Here is a 23,649-nt window from a genome sequence, read left to right as displayed (position 1 = left end):
TGGCTCCTGCATTTGTCGGGGGTCATCTTTTTTAATTAATATCAATTAAAAATATGCCAACAAAGTGGAACGATGCGCTAGAATGGAAAAATAGAAAGCGTTATCATTATCAACTTTTCTGCGATGATTCAGGGGGAGAAGGCATATGCGTTCAAGGTCAAGGTTTCAACCATTAAACACATTACGTAATCAGATTTTTATCGGATTTATACTGGTGATGCTCATTATGATGAGTGTGGCGGGAGCGTTCATTTATCTCAATGTGTCTCACTTGTTAAAAGACAGTGCCGAGCGACATATTGGTCAGACCGCGGTACAAGCAAGCGGCAGGCTGGATGCATTAATCGGCCAGATGGACAGCCTGACGGAGCAGGTCGCTAATCACCCGTCTGTTCAGCATATTTTGCTGGAGGAGCGCAACGGGGGCAAGGTGAATTTTGGACAGCGTCAATCCCTACTGCAAGTGATGCATAGCTATCAGGCATATATGCCGAGTGTCGGCTCACTGGAACTGTATACTGCTGAAGGGAAGATGTTGTTTCCGATTAGAGAGGGCAGTCTGGAGGAACGTATCGGACAGGCAGACATCCGGGAAGCGAATCAGATGAAAGGAAGACTGGTCTGGATCGGCATTGATCCCGAGGACCCCAGGTCACTGCTAGCAATTCGGCAGGTCAGCTTGGTGGATCGCTGGTTCTCACGCGGAGGGTACCTCATTACCCGTATGGAGCGAAGTTATTTTGGACTGAATGGTTCGTCAGCAGTCAATGAAGAAGCGGATGAAACCATGCTGCTTGTAGATCGTCAAGGCCAGCTGCTGTCGGGTGAACCAATGAACCAGACGGATTTGTCAGGTGTACTGCACAGCAAGACACAGACGGTTCATATTGGGGAGCGGGAATATGTGAAGGCGGTTCAGCAGTCGGAGCGGACGGGCTGGTCGCTGCTGATCCTGATTCCGGTTAGCGTCGTCACAGACGGAATTACGGTTTTACGGACTACACTTATCATTTCCGCGTCTCTTGGTGCCGTGCTTTTCCTGTTTATGTCCTTTATGTTGTCTACGTTGATTACAAGACCGATAGGTCACTTGATTCAGGCGATGCGTCGTTCACGGGAAGGGGCGTTGGCTCTGAATCCAGAACCGGCAGCAGCGGTCGAGCTGCGAGAATTGAACGCAGAGTACAATACGATGATTGTCGATATCAATGAATTGATCCATGTCATTTACGAAAAGGAGGTTTTACAAAGCCAGACCGAGCTTAAAGCTCTGCAGGCGCAGATCAATCCGCATTTCCTTTTTAATACGCTGGATGCTTTCAACTGGTCGCTACAGGAGAAGGGAGAGGAGGAGCTTGCCGGGCTGATGGTGTCTATGTCGCGGCTGTTTCGTTATGTTATCGAACCGGCTCACCATGACTCTTGGGTGACCCTCGGGGAAGAAATGGCGCAAATCCGTCGTTATCTGGAACTGATGGAGATGCGTCTGGGTGAACGTCTGAGCTGGCAAATTCATATGCCTTCAGAGGCAGCCAGAATTCCGCTTCCTAAACTGCTGATCCAGCCTATTCTAGAGAATGCTATTTTGCATGGTGTGGAAAATCGCATCGGCAACGGCCGTGTTGAAATCAGTGTCACTCCTTCGACCAGACCGGGGTGGACCAGGATCGCGGTCATAGATAACGGACCTGGAATGACAATGGAAGAACTTGCAGCTGTGCGTACAGCGTTGATGGGGGGAGCAGCCTGCGAGAGCAAGGGAACCGGTATGGGACTGGTTAATGTGCAGCGCAGGCTCGCTCTCTATTATGACAGCGCATCTTATCCAACGGACGGTGTGCTGATACATAGTGCTGAGCAGGAAGGAACGGTGGTCGCTTTTGAAATTCCTGATGAATATGGAGGGCGGTAGCAATGAGTGTTTCATCCAAAACCATTGTCATTGTAGACGATGAACAGCGAACACGTCAGGGGATACACCAGACACTGGAGCAATGGGCAGCCGGGAAATACCGGATTGTGACATTCGGTAATGGTTTGGAAGCACTAAATATACTGCGTGCAGAGACGGTTCATCTGTTGATTACGGATGTCCGGTTGCCGGAATTCAGTGGGCTGGATTTAATCCGCTCTCTGGAACGGGATTCACGACGACCAGCGACCATTGTCATCTCAGGGTATGCGGAGTTTGATTATGTCCAGCAGGCTCTTCGTCTGGGAGCCGTCAATTATTTGCTCAAACCGATTGATAAACAAGAGCTGCTGAATGCGGTCAATGAAGCGCTTCGGCTGGAAGAGGAGCGGCAGCGGTACGAGAAGCTAGACAAGCTGGCTGACCCTGTTCTGCTAGAGCTTGACCTCCAGGCGGCTACCCTTAGTGATCCGGTACGACGTGCCTTCACCTTTATGGCGGAGCATCTTCACGAATCCATTACGATGGCGCAGACTGCCGCGCATTCACACCTGAATGCGAGCTATTTTAGTGTTTTATTCAAGGAGCAAAGTGGTTTGTCCTTCAGCGAATATCTGCATCGGCTGCGGATGCAACGGGCCAAGGAGCTGCTGCTGCATACCCAATTGACGATTGCCCAAATCGGCGAACGATCAGGCTACCGAACAGATAAATATTTTATTAAAGTATTCAAAGCGACCGAGGGGATAAGTCCCAGCCGCTACAGGCAGCAGATGCGTACAGGGCCGGAGAATATCGACTGACAGTAGGCAGATCAAACCCAATAAAAGTGGAATTATACCCAATGAGCGTACCCTGTTGAAAGCAGGAATAGAGTGCTAAACTTACAAATGATAACGGTTACAAAAAATATAAATACAACAAACGGAGGTCTAACGATGTCCAACGAGTATGGTTTACGTAAGCGCTCACATCAAAAATGGTTTGCTGGGTTGACCCTGCTGCTGTCATTCATGCTGGTGCTATCCGGTTGCGGTGCTGGTAAGGATGGTCAAGGCGGTTCCAGTGGAGACGGGGGAAAGGTTACACTCAAAATGATGCACCTCTGGCCAGAGGGAAGCTCGGCACAGCAGAGCAAGCTTGTGACTCAGATTATAGATCAATACCAAAAGGATCATCCGAATGTCGTCATTCAGCAGGAAGTGCTGGAAAATGAACAATATAAAAACAAACTCAAAGTGCTGTCAGCTTCCAATGAATTGCCGGATATCGGCATCACCTGGGCAGCAGGCTTTATGGAGCCTTACGTTAAAGGTGGATTATTTACGCCGATGGATGACCTGCTGCAAGGTTCCAAGCTGAAGGACAAATTCGTACCGGGAACGACCGAAGCTTATGCGCTAAATGGCAAAACGTATGCGCTTCCGATTGAATTGAATATTACACCTATTTATTACAACAAAGCCATATTCCAAAAATACAACTTGAAGGTACCTACGACTTTTGACGAATTTAAGCAGGTTGTGAAAACACTTACGGATCATGGAGTAGCACCGATTGCATTAGGCAATAAGGACCGCTGGACCGGCTCGCTCTGGTATATGTATTTGGCGGACCGTATAGCAGGTAACGAAACGCTGAAAAAAGCGATTGACGGCTCAGGATCGTTCGATGACCCTGGTTTAATTCAGGCGGCCTCCGAAGTTCAGACGCTTGTGGATATGAATGCATTTAACAAAGGATTTAACGGCTTGTCCAATGATGAGGGAAAATCCGAATTTATGAACAACAAGGCAGCTATGTATTTGATGGCTACTTGGGAATTGCCGAATTTTACGACCAATCCCGCAATCCCGCAAGCATTTAAAGATCAAATTGGCTTCTTTAAATTCCCGATGGTTGCAGGCGGCAAGGGCAACGAGAACAGTTGGGTAGGAGGTCCGGGAGTAGGTTTGTTTGTTTCTGAGAATTCCAAGGTGAAAGAAGAGGCCAAAGCGTTCGTTGAATACTTTGTAGTTAAATGGGGAGAACAATCGGTCACACAGGCGGGCGTTATTCCGGCGACGAAAGTGGACACCTCCAAAGAAAAATTGCCCAAGCTGTATGTCGATTTGCTGAACGGACTGAATCAAGCCAGCAGTATTACGTTGTTCGCCGATGTACAGATGAAGCCGAATGCAGCGCAGGTACATTTGAATATGATTCAGGCGTTGTTTGGTAAAGCGGTGACACCGCAACAATTTGCCGACCAGCATAAGGCTGCCATCGAGAAAGGAAATTGAAATTGACCACCTAAGGAGGTCCAACCGTGGAAAAGGTCATGTCCAATAAGCTTGTCATTGCTCTCTATGTATTGCCTTCTCTGCTGCTGTTATTAGCCGTAATATATGTACCCATCGTACTGACCGGCTATTACGGCCTGAATCAGTGGAATGGAATCGGTTCTATGACTTTTGTGGGGCTGGACAATTATCAACATTTGCTCACAGACAGTGCATTCTGGCAAAGTGCCTGGCATTCGCTGCTGCTGGCCTTGTTTTCAGGCATCAGTCTGATCGGTTATCTGGTCATTGCGATGATTTTGTCAGGAAAAATCAAGGGAGCGAATCTGCTGCGGAAAATTTATCTGATTCCCATGCTGTTGTCATCTGTAGCGATCGCACAGCTGTGGCTCAAAATGTATCATCCAACGAACGGAGTGTTCAATTCCATACTGGCGTCGGTCGGAGTCCACAATCCGCCTGAATGGTTAGCTAATCCGTCCTTGGTGCTGTTTGCTTTGTTCATTCCGATTATTTGGCAATATGCAGGCTTTTATATCCTGATCTATTATGCCGGGCTGAAAAACATTCCCGAAACGCTGATGGAGGCTGCCCGGATTGACGGGGCCAGTGCCTGGCAGATTGCGACTCGTATCAAATTGCCCCTGTTGCGCGAGGTGATTAACGTTACGATCATATTGTCCATTGTCGGCTCGCTCAAATATTTTGACCTCATCTACGTCATGACGGATGGTGGGCCGAATGGAGCCAGTGAAGTGATGGCTTCGTACATGTACCACCAGGCATTCCGCAGCTTTGATTTTGGATACGGTAGCGCTACAGCCTTTGCCCTGTTGCTCATCTGTCTGATCGCTACGTGGCTGATCCGCAAGGTTACGGCTACTAGTGACACCATCCAGTATTCATAATACGGTCATGCAAATAGATGAGGGTAACAAAGGACAGGAAGAGGGAGGAACGGATATGAAAACCCAGGCAGCCGCCAACTATCCGCTTGGAGTCGGTACCCGCGGCAAAATGTTAACTCGGGTCGGTTATGCCGCTTTGTATATCATTTTAATCATCTTGGCGGTGACGCAGCTTTTACCGCTGGTGTGGCTGATGCTTTTCTCACTTAAAAATAATCAGGAAGTGTTTAACCTTCCGCCGTTTGCACTCCCGTCCCAGCCACATTGGGAGAACTATATGAATGTGTGGACCAGCGGCAATATCGGGCGGTATTTCTTCAATAGTGTGTGGATTACGGTCATATCCGTGGCGTTAACGGTGCTGCTCGCCAGCTTTGTAACGTTTGCCATTACGCGTATGCGGTGGAAAGGAAGCCAGCTGGTTCTCGGGCTCTTTATGGTCGGACTGATGATTCCAGTCCATTCCACCTTGATTCCGTTGTTCAGTATGTTTCTCAAACTGCATTTAACAGACACTTCACTCTCTATCATCCTGTCGTATGTTGCTTTTAATCTGCCGACAACGATGATGATCTTGCTGGGATTCTATTACGCCCTGCCCCGTGAAGTGGAAGAAGCGGCTGTTATGGACGGTTGCTCCGTCAACCGAATGTTCTTCCGGATTGTGCTGCCCATGACAACCCCCGTTATGGCAACGACGTCTATTATTAATATGATCTATAACTGGAATGAGTTTATTTTCGTGAATACGTTTATTAGTTCGGACGAAAACAAAACACTGACCGTCGGCGTTCAAAACTTTATTGGACAATATACGACCGACTGGGGAGCTATCGGAGCAACGCTGATGATCAGCATTTTGCCCATTTTGCTCGTGTTCCTCATCATGAGTGACCGGATTGTGGAAGGGATCGCAGCCGGGTCGGTTAAGGGGTAAAACAAATTCCCCTGGTTAGAATAGCACCCCCTAGTGTAGACATTGGATCAAACCTCTTGGTTTGTCCGATGAATGCTAGGGGGTGCATTTTTTGTGCGGGTCTGGGTTGAGTTGAAGGAATATATAAATGAAGTAGAAAAAACATAGATTTAAGCTTTTTTTAACTACTCCCGACATTTCGAGCAATCATCTCATAGGTGGGGTAACACTGAGCCTTGTCGCTCATATAAGCGATAAGGTCGACCAGTATCAGCTTCTCATACTGGCTCAAGCCATAACAACGATGGATTTTAAGCGGCACTTTGGTAAATACCTTATGAAGTGACGTGAACTCGCTATCTTGACTTACCTTGTCCATGTACTCGTTAGCGACTTGGCGGTTTTGAATCAAAACGAAACCACTCGCTCTTGTTGTCATTTCAATCCCTGCCTTATGCGTTTTTGATTACTCCGCCGCACGGCGGCTATGAAGTCAGGAAGGCGAGCCTAGAACGTATCCTTACCTGCTCTATGTCAACTGCTCGTCAGCAGAGTTCTTTCTTCGCTGTAAGAATCGCTGAAATGTTCCGTTAAGTTGCCGACGTATGAAAAATCTTTCGTTTTTGCCGCCCCTACTCTAATAGTGGCGGTGCCTATCCTAAAAGATGCGATTTATTGCTATTTTATCCTCCCTACCGGGGCGGCGTATTCTACAGTTGCGAGTAAATTTGAAAAAACGCAAGAAAAAACGAAGATAACAAAACAGGTTAATTATGGTGGTATCTGACCATAATTAACCTGTTAGATGTAACGGAATAGCGTTATTCAGGTTATAAAATTAAAGCATTTGATGTGCGTACAACCGAAATGGAGGAATCTTTATACGGGTATTACATGGCTTATATGTGTTATTGGTTGAATGATGGATTCATTCGTCATTTGGTAGTCCCACCACCTTTAAAATGTTCATGATTCGAGTGGATTCATATCCAACAAGCATTCTATAGCCTGCTTTCAGTTTGATAACTGTTCGAAAATATATGGGTATCGCAGTGAAGTAATTATCTTGTTTGATAGATACTTTTTCTGGTATTGATCTAGCTTTGTATTTATGAATACAGTAGCATTTTCTTTTCTGAATATTTGATCTGTACCATTTTCCACAAACACCATGTCAGGATTAAAAACCATTAAAATATTACCGAAAATTTTAAATAATACTTCTAGTCCTTCCTCGAATAATTTCCCGAATAATTGAATCCCAATTTCTGCATTGATGTCCATCCCATATTCTTCTCTTAAAAAATCAATACTAATAATATCTTCTGTTTCAATATCAAGTGTGAAGTATTTACAGCTAAGACGAGAAAAATCTTCGTAGTTAGTTACTTTATCTTCAACTGTATCGCATACTATTTCATAAATTATTCTTTTAAGTGTTTCTTTATCCAAATTTGAGACTAAGAATAACGTACAGTCCATCTCACTTTTAACCTCCAAACACTCTTGTAATCTTTCCATCCTTCACTAGAATTAATTCTTCTAGTCTTTTTAAATCTCCATTCGGATTTGCTTTTCTTAAAATTGTTTCAATAATTTCGGTAACTTTTTCATTTGGAAAGTTGTCTATGTTCAAAACAATTCTTCCAGACTGTTTCTTCGTCTTTCCTGCTATTTCTTTAATTATACTTTGTATCTTTCCATCTGGTTTTGGTGCATAACAATCAAATACATTTCCTTCGATTAGAAAATCTGGATTCGACCCTTCTGCAATGCCATGACCATTTCCACCATCAATTTCATCTAACATCTCAATGTCATAGCCATTATCAGCCAATACATCGGCTGTTTCATTTTGCTTCTTTATTCCATGGGAATCTCCTTCTCCATAATTCCCTTTAGGTTTGCCACCCTTTGGTAAAGAAGGTTCGGTAAGTTTAAACTTTGGAACTTCTCCCGTCCCCTTAGTGCTCTTACCTGTATACTCTCCTGATTCTAACGCATCAATCTGTTTTTGTCTCTCAGGCAAAATCTTTGCACCGGAACCTTTAGAATGTGGAACGTCAGGACCAGGATCATGAAGCCGATAATGATCTCCAGCCGTTGCGAAGATGGGTGACCTTTTAGTTATACGGATATTCATCTTTCTAGCTACACTTTGCAAGTAACTTCCTAAGGATTCAAAATTGGTTGGAAAACGGATGGCATTCGTTTTGAATTTTCCATCTCCAACTTTGGCAAGAGCAGAGTCGGCCTTTGCTGAATCTCCGAATAACCCCGGAGTCCCTCCTTTACCGGCTTTCTTTTCTTCAGCTTCCTTGAGTCCCTTAGATAAGGAGGCTTCTTCTTTACCCAACTTACCCAGCTTTCTAACTAACTTTGCGCCGCCTTTGACAAACCCATAAATATCTGCTACACGTTCCACGGCCTTGATACTGTCATATCCTGCGTCGTAACTTTCCTGTTTGGTATCGGTCAATGGATTAGGGAAGAAATTATTCAATTTTCGCTCAATCGGATCGGGTATGCTTTTTATGCCGTCCCACACGGTTTCAAGGTCGTGAACCACATCTTTCTTTGTTTTTTTTCCTTGGAATGAATCGGCAATATAGTCCCAGCCAAACTTTGCACCGCCCTTAATACCCTCGAGCGTCTCATTGCGTTCCAAAAAACCTTTACCAGTGTAATTTCCCGGCATAACGAAAGGAGTCATTACCATGGTTCCCATATCCGCTATGTCGACAACTGAGTCCCATACACCGCCTAAAAACTCTATACCCGCATCCCATTCTCCCTTGAGGGTCGCACCTACGTTTTCCTTAACGCGTGCTCCGAGCACACTTTGGATTCCCTTTTCAGCGACTTGCTTCTCAAAGTCAGACAAGATCGGTTCTGGGTAGTATTGATGGAGGGAAGCTTTAAGTTGGATTTCTGAGCTCACGCTATTAACTTCCTGCTCCAGATCCAACGTATCGGTTGTTGTATTCAAGTGTAAGCCGTTGGTTCCTTGCAACTGAATGCTACCTGCCGAAAGACTGAGACTGCCTGCGGCTTGGATTTGTATACGTTGGGTGCTGTTCAGGCTGACACCGTTATGGGTATTCATGGAAATGTACAGTGACCCTTCCTGCGCACTCATCGACAGTTCAGAGTTCCCTAAGGAGATTTCTTTTCCCTGTGGATTTGCAAAGGATTTGACCCCGGGATCGGCTGTTTTGCGCTGGTGGCGTTCTGCAGACGATTCGACCACGGCACCTTGAGCTGCGTGAGATGAAGGGACAGCAACGCTGGATGGTTTTGTTCGAACCGATTGTATGACCATCGCATCGTCTTCGTCTGCACTAGGAAAATACAACTTCACCTGCGCACCTTTTTCCGGCATTAGATACCACACCTGATTCCCTTCAGCAGAATAGGGGAACCATTGGGCATCCTTGGGATTCTGCTGATCGTCTATATCTAAATGCAACCGCACCTGATTCCGGCTGACATCTAGTATTTTTCCTTCAATAGCCGCGCCAATGATGGTACGATTATAGATTTTAGGGACCTTCAAGCCTTGTGACAATGCGCATTCATACGACCAGGTCATTAAACCGCGAACCAACTGTCCTTCACGTTTGGTGATGACGTAGGTTTCGTGATTGGGCTCGACTTCATCTCCCAATTGCAGCATTCGATTCCACTCAAAGGTATACCGGGTGTAATCTCCGATGCTGGCAGATCTCCAGCCATTCGCCTCTTGATCCAGATAGGGAGCAATCTTGCGTTGAAGCGTAAAAGGAACCTCTTTCAAATGAATATGCTGTCTGGCCTGCGGTATACCGATCCAAATTTGAGCATGGTGTGAAACGATATTAGGGACGAGAAGGGCTCCCACATGCGAAGCCAGCCGTTTTAAAAAAGTCCAATCTGTCTCCTGATATTGCATGATGAATTGGCCTGTTTCTTTTTTCTCAAACGCTTCATCAATCTTATCCGAGCCTTTATAATCGGCCAGCACCGCATCTACAATCTCCGCATACTTTTGATTGATGTGTTGAAAGGAGCGGTTTTTGAGCTGCGTATCTAGTTTAAAACTATGAGAAATGACGTCGAGAGTTACCACGATCTCCTGATGTCTGTGCTCCACATCTACGCAGTACAGTTGTCCCATAAATAAGGGATGCTTCTGGTCTTTGGCATCGGAATACCATAGCTCAACTTCGTCGTCACTGCTTGCTTTGGTAATGATTGTGTCTGCCTGATCGGCTTCTAGACTACCCGTGATCACCAGTCTAGCATGTTCTCCCAGCTCGTGACTCATATGGACGTTATGAAGACGCAGCTTGCCATAGGGCCAAGTGACATGTAAGTGCTGATAGGTAAAGCGGTCTTTCGCTACGATGTTCATCCTTAATCTCCTTGCTTGATAAAATCAACCATCCTGTCCGTCATCTGTAATGGAGATGATACCTCCACCACCTGATCCCGTGCTGTCTGCACCAAAAAAGGAGGATATCGCCTCTTGTACACCTTGGCAGCTACACATTAAGGTCGAATTGTTGAGTAGGGCGGGTGCCCCCTCAACCAATACGTCTTCCTTCCCGCCTGTCCACTTGGACCCAAACGCAATCTCAGGTTCACAAGGAAGGCCTTGCTTCAATTTACACAGTCCAAAAGCATTAATTTTGCTAATATTGGCTCCACAAATAGCATCGTCCACGTTCAGAACGGGCTTATCTTTAATGAAGACACCGTGGCTGTACATCATATTGAGCACACCAGGATCTGTACCTTGACTGCACTGTAACTTGGCTCCTCTCACCACATAAGAATGTTCTCCGCTGAGTGCACCTTGAGCCAGAGCTTTAATAAGTAAAGGTAAAAACATATAAGTACCTCCTTGAATAAAAGGTATAGAATCAAGAAAGCCCCGACCACCATGTTGCGGTGTGCAGCATGGCATAGGTTAAGGGAACCCAGAGGGGAGCATCCTCCAGTTTAAATTGACAACTCCCGATCACAGCCTTGCCATGCCAGGAACGCACAAAGACAATCTGATAATAGGGAGAGGGGGAAACTAGAAAAACAGCTTCATAGCAGCCAATGGTGGTATCTTGAATAGAAAGAGCCTTTTCATCTACGAGCTTCATACTTGGTTGTGCACGACTCGTTTGCTCAATCATTTGTTGTTGATAGATTTCTATTTGCGAGGGGTCCAGTTCTTGCCTGCTTTGGTGCAGACCGAACAGGATTCCGCCCAGCTTGTCCTGAACAACGAAGCTTTTCGACGGATCAACCGTCTGTCCAGCCCGAACTTCTGGAATAAGAGAGTCAGGCAGGGAAATGGTGAGTTGATTTTCAAAGACAGGAAGGGTTTGAAACCGGATTTCCTGTTGATCCGATAGGGTTAGCGAGCCTTTTGAAATTCCCTCCATCGCTTCTTCAATAGTTACCATCATCCAGCTTTCATCGTTTTCCGCTGTACTTAATTGCTCTTTCAATATTTGTTGATGATGCAGTTTCAAAAAAAATTCATCCCAATGCTCCGTCAAGGTTGAACCTCCTTATAAGAGTTCTAGCTTTTGTAGCCGAAAACCACTCAAACTCCGCCGCAGTAAGCTTTCAGCAGCCTCCAAGCTAACAATGAAATAAGGTTCTCTCACGTTAGACAGTCGAAAAAAATGGTGTCCATTCACCTTTTGACTATCCAGCACAAGTCGTTTTAAGGTTTGGTCGTGCGCATAAAATTCAGTCTGTTCTGAAATGCCATCCACAGAGGGAAGGGATGAAATCCAATATAATTCTTGACGGCTAGGTTCACGGTTCACGATATACACCTGTTTAAAACGAGCTTGTGTATTGTATAGTTCTAGAATCCGTTTCATAGAATCGGAAAATAGCGGTTGTGAGGGTGAAAACGGTAGCCAGTCCGTGTACTCGGCATCTTCTGTCGCATGAACATCTAAAACCTGAGCCGGAGGCATGCCAACAAATGGCGTTTTAAAAAGGTCTAAATTCATCGGTTTAATGTTTCGGGAAATACGATGATCATCGACCAGCACATAATAATGGCGCATACACATTCCTCCTTATTCCGTCCACACAATAGATTGAAGCTGTGCTTCGCTTAGTTTCCAATGCTGTTGGTACTTTCGTGGGACAAGAGTTCCTTGCATCGAAGCCCCCTCAAAATATGCATGTTCAAACGAATGTACATCCGTAAAATCGGCCCCATTCAGGTTGGCGTGTTCGAAATGAAGCCCACATAGCCCCGGCACCCGAACTCCATGTTCCCGATACGGCTGTCCGCTGGCACTATTGAAGTTAGCACCTCTCAAATCGCTATATCTAAAATCCGTATCGGTCAGTAGACATCCCCCAAAGCTGCCTCCTTCCAGATTGGCTCGTTGCCAGATGCTTCCGATCAATATGCAGCTGTGAAACTGGCTTCCCCGTAAGTCACTGTGGCTAAAATCGTTATAGCGCAAATCCTTTTGCATCAGGTGAAGGTGGGGAAGAGAATGCCGCTTTAGGTTTTCGTAAACATAGGGCTCTTCTTCACTGGAATGTATCAATTGCTCTTTCACATGATCTGCAAGAAGTGCTTCCTGATCTTCGGCATATAGATTCTCGCTGATATCCTTGTACTCGCCCGTTCGGATAGCTAAACGATCAGCTTTATAAATGGCGAGATACTCAGGCATTTGAACCACTTCTGCCATCCCTAAGCGCAGGAGGGAGTTCACAAACTGGTGAAAAAAAGGAGCGGATTCCAACATCAGTCGTTCAACGTCCACTGAAGTGATCGTCCCCATATATATTTTTCGTTCCTGCTCCAAGGTTTCCAACATGGTATTCATTGCTGCGTAAGCCCATGATGCGTCATAGGTTAACTTGCAATCGGAATCATCTTCGTACCATTCAGCAGAGTAAGCCTCGACCATATACAGGTAGGATTGCTCCAGCATCTGAGTGCGCAAGAACGAGTAGTGAATATATCCAATGGGTTGTTTTTGACCTTGTTGCTGCATGCTCAGAATGTGTATACACAAATCCCTGAACGATTCTTTGAAGTCGAAGATCAGTTGAGCTTGGCAACGCTGAAACTTGGCTTCCAGCATGTCCAACTGAATGTCCAGCAAAGGTGTAAAATGGTGCTCTTTAAAATGGTGTAACGCCGCTTGTTTATCCATCTGCTAGTTCTCACCTTCCGTTAGTTCATCTTAATTTCCGTGCCGGAGAAGGTGGTTTTGTCATCCAGCGTAATCGTGTTGCCTTTACCAGACAGCTCAATTTTTCCGGCGGAAAGCTGGATGTTACCGGAACTCATAACAATATCCGAAGCCGCACTAATGCTCACATTTTTTCCGCTTACAATATCAATGCCTGTTTTATCGTTAATGACAATGGACATGCCATTGCCAGAAATAACGATTTGATCCGGGGCGAGCATGATTTCTTTGCCGTATTTGGTTCGCAGCGTCTTAATGGCAGGGTCAGCCATTCGATCTGGGGCAGGAGCTGCTGCGGATAAGGCTGAAGAAGACTTTGATCCGGCAGACAAAGTAGAAGCTGTGGCATGTCCAGAAGTCGCAGAAGATTTTCCCGTGGAAGGCTGCGGTTCTCTTTTAACTGAGCTGATCGCGTATCCTTCTTCTTCCTTATAACTGGGGAAATAGATACGGATGCTATCCCCGTCCTCAGGCATACAATACCAGCCCGTGTTATCCGCAGATGCATAAATGGTAGAGTAGGGAAACCAGTAATCCGTGTTCGGGTCTTGCTGATCGTCCATATCGAGCTGGGCGCGTACTTTGTCCCGACGAACGCTCAGTACCTTGCCATGAATGGAAGCGCCGATAATGGAGCGATTGTAGTCTTTAATTGGACGTAAGCCGCTTCGTGGTGACAGCTTGGCGGTATGGGTCAGCACCCCGTCTTTCATCTCCGTTAGCACCTCAGCTACGATCAGCTTATGACCTTGAAAGGTTACTTCATAGCCAGGTTCCAGTAATTTCTCCGTTTCGACCTCATATTGGATAAAATCAGCATCACGTACGCCGGGGATATGGTTTTCCGAGGCGGTCTGGAAGTCAGCTACTCGTTTGGTTACTTTATAATTCGTAGATTGTATTTCTCCTTTGCTGAGTCCCATAGGCAGGCCAAAATAAAACTTTGGTACTCCGTAGCCCACCGCAGGAATGAGTGGAGAGTAGAAGTGGGAAGCCATTCGTTTCAGAAATTGCCAATCGGTTTCATCATATTGCATGATAAAGGTGCCGATGGGCTTCTTGTGGGATACAACATCCATCGCTTCGGCTTTGGAATAGTCCGATACAATACTTTCAATCAGACCTGTATAGGTGAGCTTGGGGTTCTGGAAAGAGCGTTGATGCCGCTTAATATCTAACTCGTAGGTATGAGAAATGGCTTCGACGGTCAGATAATGAACCCCATGAACGACTTTTTCCTCCACATCCAAGGCAATGCCTCGAAAAAGGGGCTGTCGATTGCCATTTTTGTCTGTAACAAAAGCTTTGACCTGGGTTTCCTCATCCGAAGCACGCACATACAGCTCGCGCTTTTTCTCCGAGATGATACCTGTACAGATCATTCGGGCATGATCATTGACTGTTTTTAGGATTTTAAGTTCATGAAGGCGTACAAATTCATAAGGCATGATTTCGATATGACCGTACGTCACGGTGTTTTCCATAGATGTCTCCTTCTATAGTTGTTTTTGGTAAATGTTATTATGAGATTCTCAGCTAGATATGTTGTTAATGATAAATCCAGCATATGTATTTATCGGTTAAAAGAGAGAGTTAGTTTACAAAATGCCCCATTAGTTGTGGTATTTACTATGTGTAAATCTGGAATTGGAAGATATGAGAGGGACGTATAAAATGGAAAAAAGCATATAATAGGTGGTAAGAGGAGTATAAAGAGATATTTATAAAAGATTGAGTTTAATGAGAGAGGAGGGTTCATGTTATGCCAAAAAACGATAATATGCTGGCCATTCTATGGATGTTGAATTCGGGTGTAAAAATGACCGCAAAACAAATATCCGAAAAGTTAGAAATAAATATAAGGACAGTTTATCGGTATATTGATGCTTTATGCGCCAGTGGAGTGCCTATAATATCCGACACGGGCCATAATGGCGGGTATAGCTTGCTGAATAATTTTATTAGAGCACCTTTACTATTTGATATGGAGGAGAAAAAGGCACTCCTTCATGCTGCTGTTTTTGCAAAAGAAGCTGGATACCCTTTGAGTGAGGCATTAAGCAGTGCGACATCAAAATTGAAAATGTATTCGAATCAGGAGCAGGAAAGTATACTTAGCCGTCATTTAGCCGGATTTGAAGTGATAAATCGCATGGGAGATCCTTCTCTTCAGCCGGTATTGGCAGAATTGGAGCAGGCTGTAGCCAACGAATTCTCTGTAGAAATGGATTATCGCACAGGCCATGAAGAACAACCCAAGAATAGGGTGATAGACCCCTATGGAATGGTTTACTGGAACAGTAAATGGTATACTGTTGCTTTTTGTCACCTACGGAATGAGATCCGTAGCTTTCGGGCAGATCGGATTCTACAAATCAAGCGTACTCCAATCCTATTTAAGCGTCCTGAGGCTTTTTCGGCTCGTGAATTTTTTATGCAAAATCTGTTGCCTGATTTAGTAGGCAAGGACGGTTTAATTTCTTTAATGATCGAAGGCAGGTCGGAGGCATTGGATGACTTATGTCTGCATTGGTTTTTGGGGCATCATCTGAAAGAGCGCACATCCAATCAAGCCATCTTTTTGCTTGAGGAAAAATCACTTCATACCTATGTCCCTTATTTGCTCCTAACCTACGGGAAATCTATTCAAGTCATCGAACCACAGAGTTTGAAGAAAAAACTTGTTGCTGTTGCGTCGGAGTTAATGGAATATTATCAGCGCTAAAAGCTTCACTGACAGCAGATGTCAGTGAAGCTTTTTTATAATGAGGATAATCATGGATTACCGAGGGCTGGTATCACTTGATAAATTATAAAATAAGGAGAACCTGTGAATGAATAGTACGGTATATCTGTATGTGTTTGACACCATGGCAGACTGGGAAATCGGTTACTTAACTGCCGAACTGAACTCGGGGAGATATTATAAAAAGGGGCTGTCCCCATCCAAAATTGTTACCGTGGGACTGGAAAAGACTCCTGTCACTACCATGGGCGGATTGACAATCCTGCCAGATATCAAACTGGATGAGTGCAAAATTGAAAGCACGGATGCATTGATTTTACCCGGTGGAAATACATGGACAGAAACCATTCACCAACCGATTTTAAAAATCGCTGAGAGGTGCTTAGAGGAAGGGATATGGGTTGCTGCGATTTGTGGTGCTACTATGGGACTTGCCCAAGCAGGATTGCTGAATTCACGTTGGCATACAAGCAATGATTTGGAATACCTCAAAATGATCTGTCCCACCTACACGGGCGAAAAGTATTACAAAATGGAGTCTGCTGTAACCGATGGAAAACTAATCACTGCATCTGGAACAGCTCCGTTGGAATTTTCCGTACACGTCTTGAAAGCTCTGGGTGTGTTTTCTTCTAAAACATTAGAAGCCTGGTATAGTCTAAATAAGACTCGTGCATCCAAATATTACTATGAGTTGATGAATTCAATCCAATAAAGGAATAAGCATAAAACTGAACTGTTACGATCATTTAAAGGAGGAGTCAAAATGACTGAAAGCAGAGAATATATGGGAGTGTCAGGTAAATATACAAAGAAGGGGATACCCAACGGCTTTACATCTATTACCCCGTTTATTACCGTGGAGAATCCTTCGGAAGCAATAGAGTTTTATAAAAGTGTTTTTAATGCAAGGGTTAAGGATATTACTGAATTTCCTAATGAGAATGGCAATAAAATAATCGTTCATGCGGAATTAGATTTTGGAAATGGTTTTTTGCAGCTGGGAGCAGCGAATCCGGCATATCAATTGGTCTTGCCGCCAGATGGAGACCATGCGTGTTATTCTTTCGGAATTTACGTAATGAATGTGGATCAGGTCATTGAAAATGCGGCAGCAAGAGGAGCGAAAGTAAGGGAACCCGTTACAAACTTTGTTTCAGGTGATCGATTCGGAAGTATACTGGATCCTTGTGGAGTAAGATGGTCTATTATGACCAGAATCGAGGATTTGTCAGAAGAAGAAAGTAGTCGTAGGGTTGCTGAATGGGCCAAAAGCTTTAGTGGAGAATAAATGTAATCACTTTTAATAAAAAGTATTAAGAGTGACAGTTTGCTGAAATGTGTAATAGAAATACTGGTGACCCTTAAAGATGTGTTAGGAGCCACCAGTAAAAATTCGATACACACTTTTATTTTGATTAAGAATTATTGTCCAATTTGTTCTAAGATTTGTGTGTAAGCATTCCTATAATGATCGGGGTTAGGATCTTCTCCTATTATCTTGGGTACGTCAAAGTCAGACAGCAGGAAATGGTGTTTGGCTTGAACCTCATGTCTTGCTAAGCAGCTCTTGCAACAGGACAAGGGACAGCCGTCAATTGCAATGATGTCACGTCCCGATTTTGCTGTTCTGACAAGCGGTTTGACATCACCACCAACACCAGCAATACAGGACATTTCAGCAACCTTTTCTCGATCCATTTGTATAGCGATCATGTTAGCGGTTTGTGCTGCAGAGGAACATCCAGAACATGAATAGACAAGAGGTAAATCAGTTCTTTTCATCTTTGTACACTTCCTTGTTTTTTCTTTGTGATCGATCACGGTATCTTTGGTTTCAGCTGAAATAAATTTAAAATTGTTTGTATTTTAACTTAAATTTACAGTCTAAACCGTGATCGTGATCACGACATTATTTTTGTGAAATCTGCTATAAGGCTAACTGTGTGTATGTAAATCAGCTAGATCTTTAGAAAAAAAGCTTATCCCAACTCATAGATTTAAGTTGGAATAAGCTTTTGAAATTTTAATATTTAGGTGCAATTAAACTTATCAATTTCCTGGTTGAAGAATTTTAGATAATTTTGTACCATCAAACTTATCACCCCATCCTCTATTTTCTTCTATAGAAAATTTTAGAAATGGGTCGATACTTGGCAATGGAAAATTGTAATCTATCATGAGCTTTATAATTCTCTCTAAAGATTTCAAACTGCTTTCGCCGTATCCTTCGATTACAGTGTACGCATGACTGATACCAAGGTCATAAATACCTCGTAGTAAGGCGTCGACTGATCCATCAATATTTTGATATAAGCTATACAAGTATATGAATTCATCTTTACTCAACTTCTCAAACTCTTCCTCCTCGTATGTTTTGAATTCTATTAAATTCTCAGGAATTAATTCAACGACTATATCGTTCCAATCATCCAAGTATTGTATATTAGTGAATTCCCATAAATAATTTAAAACGATCTTCCAATCATTAACATTATATTTCAAGGCTATAATAGCGTTCTCAAAACAGCTAATACCATATGCAACTCTACCCCTCATTGAAATATGTCTGAATTTTTCCATGTGCATCATCGCTGGTCTCCTTTATACCATCCGGTTAGTGCGTCAGCAATATTTCTTTTTAAAGTAAATGTGCAGTTTTCGCAGGCTATTTTTGCTGCTCCAAATTCGATGTGGAGTTGTTTTAATAGTATATATATAAATCATTCACATTAGCCTTTGATTTAGTGCTTGATTCACTGCATCTATTTCTGTGCAATTTCCCACTGCATATTCATTAAGAGAATCTTTTGGCAATAATCCTGCTTTGTCTTTGCTTCCAGATAACACTGCATTCTTTTTGTTATTAGAGGAGGAAGAGGATCAGAAAGAAAAATCAAGGAGCGAGTCGATGAAATCATTCAAGTACTAAGCTCACGGCAAGATATACTGGAACAATTTGATGATAACCTATTTAATGCGTTGGTGGAGAAGATCACGATTCTCTCACCAGCGCATTTTGTTTTTACCTTGAAAAGTGGAATGAGCATAGATGAAATATTGGACTAACAGAATCATAGGCTAATGCGATAAAAAGACTAACGAGTAACTGTGGGGTGTATGAGGAGGAGAATCAGTCGAATCCCGTCTTTTACTCCTTCCATATACATGGATTGTTTGTCCTGGCTTAACTGGTAGCCAATTGCTTCTTCCCATTCGGATAGTGGTTGCTGAATATCCTCGTTTTGGTTAATTTTGAATTGATCCATTTGAGTGAATAGATTGTTGTCCTCTGATGAACATGAAGCCTTTTGTTCATTAGCGAGTTCTAAATGATAAAATCGTTGGCGTAATGCTTCGAGAAACCAATCTGGCCAATTTGACATAGCACATTTTCCTTCCCGTTGTTTGAGTGTGTGTATGTTAACTCTGATGGGGAGGAATGGCAAGTCATTATATTGTGTGGAGGGATGTTGAATTATCTTTAAAAATATATTTTTCATTAAGAGAATTTGGGTTTATATGTAGATTGAAATATTGGGTGAAATACCTATTTAAGTAATAAGGATAACAAAAAAAGGTCAATCATAGTAGTATCTGACCATAATCGACCTGTTCAATGTAACGCAGTAGCGTTATTTAGGTTATAAAATTAAAGCATTTGATGTGCGTACAACCGAAATGAAGAATTTTTTTTATACGGGTATTACATGGGTTATATGTGTTATTGGTTGAGTGATAGGTTCATTCGTCACCCACCTCCTCCAAATAAACCTTGAAAAGTATTTAACAAATCAAGATTATGACAGTATTCGAGTAGATAGATTAAGATTTTGGAAAAGGATTATCATTTAGGATTTTGCATGATATTTTTTTTGCCACTATGATAATCGGCGGGCTATCAAAACCCTCTACACTTATTTTGAAAATGTAATTCCCAAATTCCACATTGTATTTTTGATTCATTTCCATTGCTTCTTCATCATTTGCCAATTCAATAAATATTTTAGATGTATCCCCATGCCATAAAAACAAAGTAGAAACAAAATACGGTTGTTCAAACTCAATATCAATTGCATACTCATCACTACTTTGATCTATGCTACCTGACAACACAATTTGTCCTGCGTTCATACGACAAAACTCAAAATCCATCCATAAGCATCTACTTAAATAAGTATTAATTTTGTCAATCTCTACATTTACCTCATCTAAATTCATAATAAACACTAGAATCATCTCCTATGGTAAATTTATATGTGTATTTTTTGCTCCAGTGGCATTAAAATTAGGGTTTTTCGTTCCATCCTTAAAGAATTCTTTAAGTTCACTTTCCTTATACCACTTACCATCCGTCCCCAAATACTCAGTACCACTTCCTTGAATTTTAGGATCAGGATTTGGAGCTGACTTTCTTGATACTCTATAAATACTATTCGCATTCGTATGTTGACTATTACCGGGATGTATTCTTACCTCAAATACAAATCCATCTGCTGTCCAAGGATGCTTAAGTCCCTTTGGTATACTCGTCAGACCCTGTTGTTCCAAAGCCTCATCAAGGAAATCCTTAGGATTTGTAGTGTTAAGGAGATTCCTACCACCATTACCCATCCCCTCAAGGGCATTCTTCTTCTCTATTTCTTTAAGTAATTCCTTCTCTTTTCTTAAATATTCATCGTAATTTGAAGTTTCTCGGGCGGCTTTACTTTTCTCAATATTCTCCAATACACGCTTTTTGGTATTCTCTTCTTCTCTCTTTTTATTAGGTTTACCCGTCCCCTCATTTTTAGGAGTTTTCTCCTTGGGTTTACCTGCTTTTGAAGGCATAACTTCTGATGTGTTCTCAATAGGTTCGGATGCATTTTTTGTGGTGATGCTCTTCTGATCTATTCGCTGTTGGATTCCCCTCACATTTTCTCTTGCGAGCCTAGCGTTCTCAGATGCCCCTTCTTTGCTCATTTTGGAGAATTCATTTTTAAAGGCTCTACCTTCACCACCTCGACCGTCGAGTGCAAACGGCTCTGCTGTTAGGTTTGCATAGCTCATCCATCGTTGTTCTTCCGGTGTGATGCCCTCTTGATTAGATAGAACCAAAAAATCTCCTGGATAGTTTTGTTTCCAGTCATCGTAGTATTTAAAATCTGGATCTCCATTCGCCATACGAACCACCCCGTCCTCAGCACGGTAGCTTCCTAGCGGAATTTCAGGTCTGCGATCACCTTCTAATGAAGCCCAATAGACATAATCACTATAAATTCTCTCATACTCTTCATCTGTAAGCTCTGGTGGCGCAGCTTCTTTTTTCGCTTTAAGGGCTTTAGCTCTAGCTTCTTTTTCTGCTTTAAGAGCAGCTTCAGCCCTAGCTTTTTCTTGTTCTTTATATTCCCTCAGCATTCTATCTTTAACACTTTTAGGTACCTGTTGATAGGCATGAACCATGGTTTTCGATGTTGTCAGCAAGTTTTGGATCAGCTCTAATCGGCTGCCGGAATGTACTATTTGACGTGCGCTTGTATACACTTTCCCCAGAATCCATTTGCTATAGTAGGCATGTCTCGCTTGCTCATGTTCATACTGAGTAATTAACCCTTGTAATGCTAGACCAGCCAAGTGTTTCAAAGGATGAATGCCGTTCCCCTTACTGCCTCCAACGGTAGGGGTTCCTTTGCTCCGAACAGGGATCGCTGCGGTTGCTTTCATAATGACACCCGTTACAGGCCCACCTAAAGCTCCCGCAACAACGCCAGCCACTTTTCCCATCACAGGAATGGAGCCTAATAGCTTGGATACTGTCCCCATCATGGCATTCGCCTGTTGAAGCTCTGCTGGACTGGTGACTTTTGCTTTAGGGGTAGAGGCTTGGCTGCTAGATGAATCCTTGGCTGCTGACTGGGCTGCTTCATAGGCTTTTATGCTCATGAGTGGCGGCTCAGGCACAGGAGGAAGGTCAGCTACGAAAACTGGAGCTTTTACCGTACCTTCTTGATAAATCACTGGGGCTTTGGTGTCTGTCTCACCATCCAATATCATGCTGCTGGCTCCACCTTTTAAGTATAGCGCCGTGCCAGCTTCCAGTGATAGTTCCTCGCCTGCACCCAGTTTCACATGACCACCCTGAATCTGCACATTCCCCGGACTGTTGATGGTAATGCCGCTACTTTCATGCAGTGTAATGGAAAATTCACCGGAGGTGGATAGGGTCAGTTCATGTTCAGACATTTCTACGCCGCTACCTTGGATATGTTGCCATACCTTCACATTCGGCTGTCCATGGGTGTGGCGTTGTTGTCGCAGCGAATCCGTTACATAGGCATCCTGTTCGCGGTGTGTTGGCAGATACAATTCCACCTGTTCCCCGATCTCAGGCATATCGTACCAGCCGCTATGTTCTTCGGCAACATAACGGGTGGCTACAGGGAACCAGCAGGCTTTAGCCGGGTCTTGCTTGGGATCAATGTCGAGTTGAAGCTGGACGAAATCCTGCTGTACCTTCAGTACCGTTCCTATCAGCGAAATTCCAGTAGCCTGATCGTTTTCATACCGCGCATAGCGGATATCTTGTTCAGCTTGAAGATCATAACGGGTGCGCAGTAGGCCGTCCGCTAGCGTAGTCACTGCTCGAACCACGACCAACTCTTTACCTTGTCCAATGGGTAACGTAATGAGGTCGCCAAGCGCATAGTATTGCAGGCTTTCAATCATATAGGTGACATACGAGCCAGCACGTTCTCCCGGCTTTTCCGCATCCAACTCATGAAACGTTTTCCGTACTCGATAAAATACATCCCGCTCTACCTTATGCTGCTTGCCTTCAGGCATCCCGAAGAAAACCTTGGGCGAAGCTGCGGTTACCTCTGGCACAAGTACGGAACCAAAGCGAGAAGCGAGGCGTTTTAAAAACGCCCAATCCGTCTCATCATATTGTAAAACAAATGTCTCTAGTTTGGCATAGTGGCTTACCGTATCAATGGCATCTCCGTACTGATATTTTCGAACCAGCGCAGTGACCAAATCATCATAGGTACGATGAATATCTTGGTAGGAGCGTCTTTTACGTTTGATATCCATCTGGTGCGAATGGGAAGCGGCCTCCAGTTCAAACGTATACACGCCTCGCACACAGTGTACGGACATACGTGTAACAATCCCATGGAACAGCCTTCTCAGCGATTGTCCCTGCTCATCCAACTGACGAATCACAATCGGCTCTTGCTCCATATTTTGACCGATACAAGCTGCTCCCTGTTCTTCGGAGAGCATGCCATTGATATGTAAAAAGGCATGATCATTAATGGCGCGTGTTATTTGAAGTTGTTCGATGTGTAATGGCTGAAAGGGACCATAAAAGCGTAGGCTTTCATATCCGATCCCATCTGATAATACGCTCAAGTGAGTTCATGTCTCCTTTCTAGATGCGATGGGTATTTCTAAGTAAAGGACGTCTTCTTGAAATTGCTTTTGATTAAAGAAGCCGCAGATGAGTATAACAGTGAGTCAATATAAATATGTATAACAAGGTTTGTACGCTAAAAAGGGACGAGAGGCGATATTTAACAAACAACCCAACATATGTATTTATCGGTTAAAAGAGAGATTTAGTTTACAGAATGACCCATCGGTTGGGGGATTTGCTATGTTTATTTTTGGAAGTAGGAGGATGAGAGG

The 23,649-nt window shown here is 43.6% G+C and carries 21 protein-coding genes; 8 read left to right on the top strand and 13 right to left on the bottom strand.

Going from position 1 to position 23,649, the window contains the following annotated elements; all coding sequences use genetic code 11:
- Positions 1-145: 145 nt before the first annotated feature.
- From MHH57_RS18010 to MHH57_RS17990, 5 genes are all read left to right on the top strand, one after another.
- Entirely contained in the window at positions 146-1,912 is a 1,767-nt protein-coding gene (locus tag MHH57_RS18010) for a sensor histidine kinase (RefSeq protein WP_342434367.1), read from the top strand.
- A gap of 2 nt (positions 1,913-1,914) precedes the next feature.
- Positions 1,915-2,715, top strand: a complete 801-nt coding sequence (locus MHH57_RS18005; protein WP_165149581.1) for a response regulator — start codon at positions 1,915-1,917, stop codon at positions 2,713-2,715.
- A 135-nt stretch (positions 2,716-2,850) separates the two neighbouring features.
- The gene (locus MHH57_RS18000) at positions 2,851-4,194 is read left to right on the top strand and encodes an extracellular solute-binding protein (protein ID WP_029515619.1); all 1,344 of its coding nucleotides are present in this window, start codon (positions 2,851-2,853) and stop codon (positions 4,192-4,194) included.
- Between the two features lie 26 nt (positions 4,195-4,220).
- Positions 4,221-5,102, top strand: coding sequence for a sugar ABC transporter permease (locus tag MHH57_RS17995; RefSeq protein WP_029515618.1), 882 nt, complete (start codon positions 4,221-4,223; stop codon positions 5,100-5,102).
- A 55-nt stretch (positions 5,103-5,157) separates the two neighbouring features.
- On the top strand, positions 5,158-6,039 hold the full coding sequence (locus MHH57_RS17990; protein WP_069012544.1) for a carbohydrate ABC transporter permease: 882 nt from the start codon (positions 5,158-5,160) through the stop codon (positions 6,037-6,039).
- Positions 6,040-6,199: 160 nt separating this feature from the next.
- Here the strand turns inward: MHH57_RS17990 and MHH57_RS17985 are convergent, their stop codons facing one another.
- The 8 genes from MHH57_RS17985 to MHH57_RS17950 all read right to left on the bottom strand — a co-directional run bounded on the left by MHH57_RS17985 (position 6,200) and on the right by MHH57_RS17950 (position 14,719).
- Entirely contained in the window at positions 6,200-6,457 is a 258-nt protein-coding gene (locus MHH57_RS17985; protein WP_029515616.1) for a hypothetical protein, read from the bottom strand.
- Positions 6,458-7,032: 575 nt separating this feature from the next.
- Entirely contained in the window at positions 7,033-7,539 is a 507-nt protein-coding gene (locus MHH57_RS17980; protein WP_161626972.1) for a hypothetical protein, read from the bottom strand.
- Complete coding sequence (locus MHH57_RS17975) at positions 7,508-10,411, bottom strand: contractile injection system protein, VgrG/Pvc8 family (protein WP_342434366.1); 2,904 nt, start codon at positions 10,409-10,411, stop codon at positions 7,508-7,510. Before MHH57_RS17975 ends, MHH57_RS17980 begins: the two co-directional genes overlap by 32 nt.
- Positions 10,412-10,435: 24 nt before the next feature.
- Positions 10,436-10,891, bottom strand: coding sequence for a DUF4280 domain-containing protein (locus tag MHH57_RS17970; RefSeq protein WP_069012524.1), 456 nt, complete (start codon positions 10,889-10,891; stop codon positions 10,436-10,438).
- Between the two features lie 31 nt (positions 10,892-10,922).
- On the bottom strand, positions 10,923-11,555 hold the full coding sequence (locus MHH57_RS17965; RefSeq protein WP_069012525.1) for a hypothetical protein: 633 nt from the start codon (positions 11,553-11,555) through the stop codon (positions 10,923-10,925).
- Positions 11,556-11,567: 12 nt separating this feature from the next.
- Positions 11,568-12,080, bottom strand: coding sequence for a hypothetical protein (locus MHH57_RS17960; RefSeq protein ID WP_342434365.1), 513 nt, complete (start codon positions 12,078-12,080; stop codon positions 11,568-11,570).
- A 12-nt stretch (positions 12,081-12,092) separates the two neighbouring features.
- Entirely contained in the window at positions 12,093-13,196 is a 1,104-nt protein-coding gene (locus MHH57_RS17955) for a pentapeptide repeat-containing protein (protein WP_342434364.1), read from the bottom strand.
- Positions 13,197-13,216: 20 nt separating this feature from the next.
- Positions 13,217-14,719: a hypothetical protein gene (locus tag MHH57_RS17950; protein WP_069012528.1), complete on the bottom strand. Its 1,503-nt coding sequence runs from the start codon at positions 14,717-14,719 to the stop codon at positions 13,217-13,219.
- 278 nt (positions 14,720-14,997) lie between these two features.
- Here MHH57_RS17950 and MHH57_RS17945 point away from each other — a divergent pair, with 278 nt between their 5' ends.
- The 3 genes from MHH57_RS17945 to MHH57_RS17935 all read left to right on the top strand — a co-directional run bounded on the left by MHH57_RS17945 (position 14,998) and on the right by MHH57_RS17935 (position 17,272).
- Positions 14,998-15,960, top strand: a complete 963-nt coding sequence (locus MHH57_RS17945) for a YafY family protein (protein WP_029515607.1) — start codon at positions 14,998-15,000, stop codon at positions 15,958-15,960.
- A 109-nt stretch (positions 15,961-16,069) separates the two neighbouring features.
- Entirely contained in the window at positions 16,070-16,696 is a 627-nt protein-coding gene (locus MHH57_RS17940; RefSeq protein ID WP_342434363.1) for a type 1 glutamine amidotransferase family protein, read from the top strand.
- A gap of 51 nt (positions 16,697-16,747) precedes the next feature.
- Positions 16,748-17,272, top strand: coding sequence for a VOC family protein (locus tag MHH57_RS17935; RefSeq protein ID WP_342434362.1), 525 nt, complete (start codon positions 16,748-16,750; stop codon positions 17,270-17,272).
- Positions 17,273-17,406: 134 nt separating this feature from the next.
- Here MHH57_RS17935 and MHH57_RS17930 read toward each other — a convergent pair whose 3' ends face one another.
- From MHH57_RS17930 to MHH57_RS17910, 5 genes are all read right to left on the bottom strand, one after another.
- Complete coding sequence (locus MHH57_RS17930; protein WP_029515604.1) at positions 17,407-17,766, bottom strand: putative zinc-binding protein; 360 nt, start codon at positions 17,764-17,766, stop codon at positions 17,407-17,409.
- A gap of 267 nt (positions 17,767-18,033) precedes the next feature.
- On the bottom strand, positions 18,034-18,573 hold the full coding sequence (locus MHH57_RS17925) for a hypothetical protein (RefSeq protein ID WP_340932867.1): 540 nt from the start codon (positions 18,571-18,573) through the stop codon (positions 18,034-18,036).
- 506 nt (positions 18,574-19,079) lie between these two features.
- Positions 19,080-19,367: a hypothetical protein gene (locus MHH57_RS17920; RefSeq protein WP_340932865.1), complete on the bottom strand. Its 288-nt coding sequence runs from the start codon at positions 19,365-19,367 to the stop codon at positions 19,080-19,082.
- A gap of 439 nt (positions 19,368-19,806) precedes the next feature.
- Positions 19,807-20,202: a hypothetical protein gene (locus tag MHH57_RS17915; RefSeq protein ID WP_069080755.1), complete on the bottom strand. Its 396-nt coding sequence runs from the start codon at positions 20,200-20,202 to the stop codon at positions 19,807-19,809.
- Positions 20,203-20,223: 21 nt separating this feature from the next.
- Positions 20,224-23,373 carry a contractile injection system protein, VgrG/Pvc8 family gene (locus MHH57_RS17910; protein WP_342434361.1) on the bottom strand — a complete coding sequence of 1,050 codons (3,150 nt, stop codon included), beginning with the start codon at positions 23,371-23,373 and terminating at the stop codon, positions 20,224-20,226.
- Positions 23,374-23,649 lie beyond the last annotated feature (276 nt).

This window comes from Paenibacillus sp. FSL H7-0442, assembly GCF_038593105.1.
Classification (GTDB): domain Bacteria; phylum Bacillota; class Bacilli; order Paenibacillales; family Paenibacillaceae; genus Paenibacillus; species Paenibacillus polymyxa_D.
Note: the sequence above shows the minus strand (reverse complement) of the source record. Positions and strands in the feature narration are given on the sequence as shown.

Coding starts and splice junctions, on each gene's coding strand:
- MHH57_RS18010 (WP_342434367.1), top strand. CDS start 146: ATGCGTTCAAGGTCAAGGTTTCAACCATTAAACACATTACGTAATCAG.
- MHH57_RS18005 (WP_165149581.1), top strand. CDS start 1,915: ATGAGTGTTTCATCCAAAACCATTGTCATTGTAGACGATGAACAGCGA.
- MHH57_RS18000 (WP_029515619.1), top strand. CDS start 2,851: ATGTCCAACGAGTATGGTTTACGTAAGCGCTCACATCAAAAATGGTTT.
- MHH57_RS17990 (WP_069012544.1), top strand. CDS start 5,158: ATGAAAACCCAGGCAGCCGCCAACTATCCGCTTGGAGTCGGTACCCGC.
- MHH57_RS17985 (WP_029515616.1), bottom strand. CDS start 6,457: ATGACAACAAGAGCGAGTGGTTTCGTTTTGATTCAAAACCGCCAAGTC.
- MHH57_RS17980 (WP_161626972.1), bottom strand. CDS start 7,539: ATGGAAAGATTACAAGAGTGTTTGGAGGTTAAAAGTGAGATGGACTGT.
- MHH57_RS17975 (WP_342434366.1), bottom strand. CDS start 10,411: ATGAACATCGTAGCGAAAGACCGCTTTACCTATCAGCACTTACATGTC.
- MHH57_RS17970 (WP_069012524.1), bottom strand. CDS start 10,891: ATGTTTTTACCTTTACTTATTAAAGCTCTGGCTCAAGGTGCACTCAGC.
- MHH57_RS17960 (WP_342434365.1), bottom strand. CDS start 12,080: ATGCGCCATTATTATGTGCTGGTCGATGATCATCGTATTTCCCGAAAC.
- MHH57_RS17955 (WP_342434364.1), bottom strand. CDS start 13,196: ATGGATAAACAAGCGGCGTTACACCATTTTAAAGAGCACCATTTTACA.
- MHH57_RS17950 (WP_069012528.1), bottom strand. CDS start 14,719: ATGGAAAACACCGTGACGTACGGTCATATCGAAATCATGCCTTATGAA.
- MHH57_RS17945 (WP_029515607.1), top strand. CDS start 14,998: ATGCCAAAAAACGATAATATGCTGGCCATTCTATGGATGTTGAATTCG.
- MHH57_RS17940 (WP_342434363.1), top strand. CDS start 16,070: ATGAATAGTACGGTATATCTGTATGTGTTTGACACCATGGCAGACTGG.
- MHH57_RS17935 (WP_342434362.1), top strand. CDS start 16,748: ATGACTGAAAGCAGAGAATATATGGGAGTGTCAGGTAAATATACAAAG.
- MHH57_RS17930 (WP_029515604.1), bottom strand. CDS start 17,766: ATGAAAAGAACTGATTTACCTCTTGTCTATTCATGTTCTGGATGTTCC.
- MHH57_RS17925 (WP_340932867.1), bottom strand. CDS start 18,573: ATGATGCACATGGAAAAATTCAGACATATTTCAATGAGGGGTAGAGTT.
- MHH57_RS17920 (WP_340932865.1), bottom strand. CDS start 19,367: ATGTCAAATTGGCCAGATTGGTTTCTCGAAGCATTACGCCAACGATTT.
- MHH57_RS17915 (WP_069080755.1), bottom strand. CDS start 20,202: ATGAATTTAGATGAGGTAAATGTAGAGATTGACAAAATTAATACTTAT.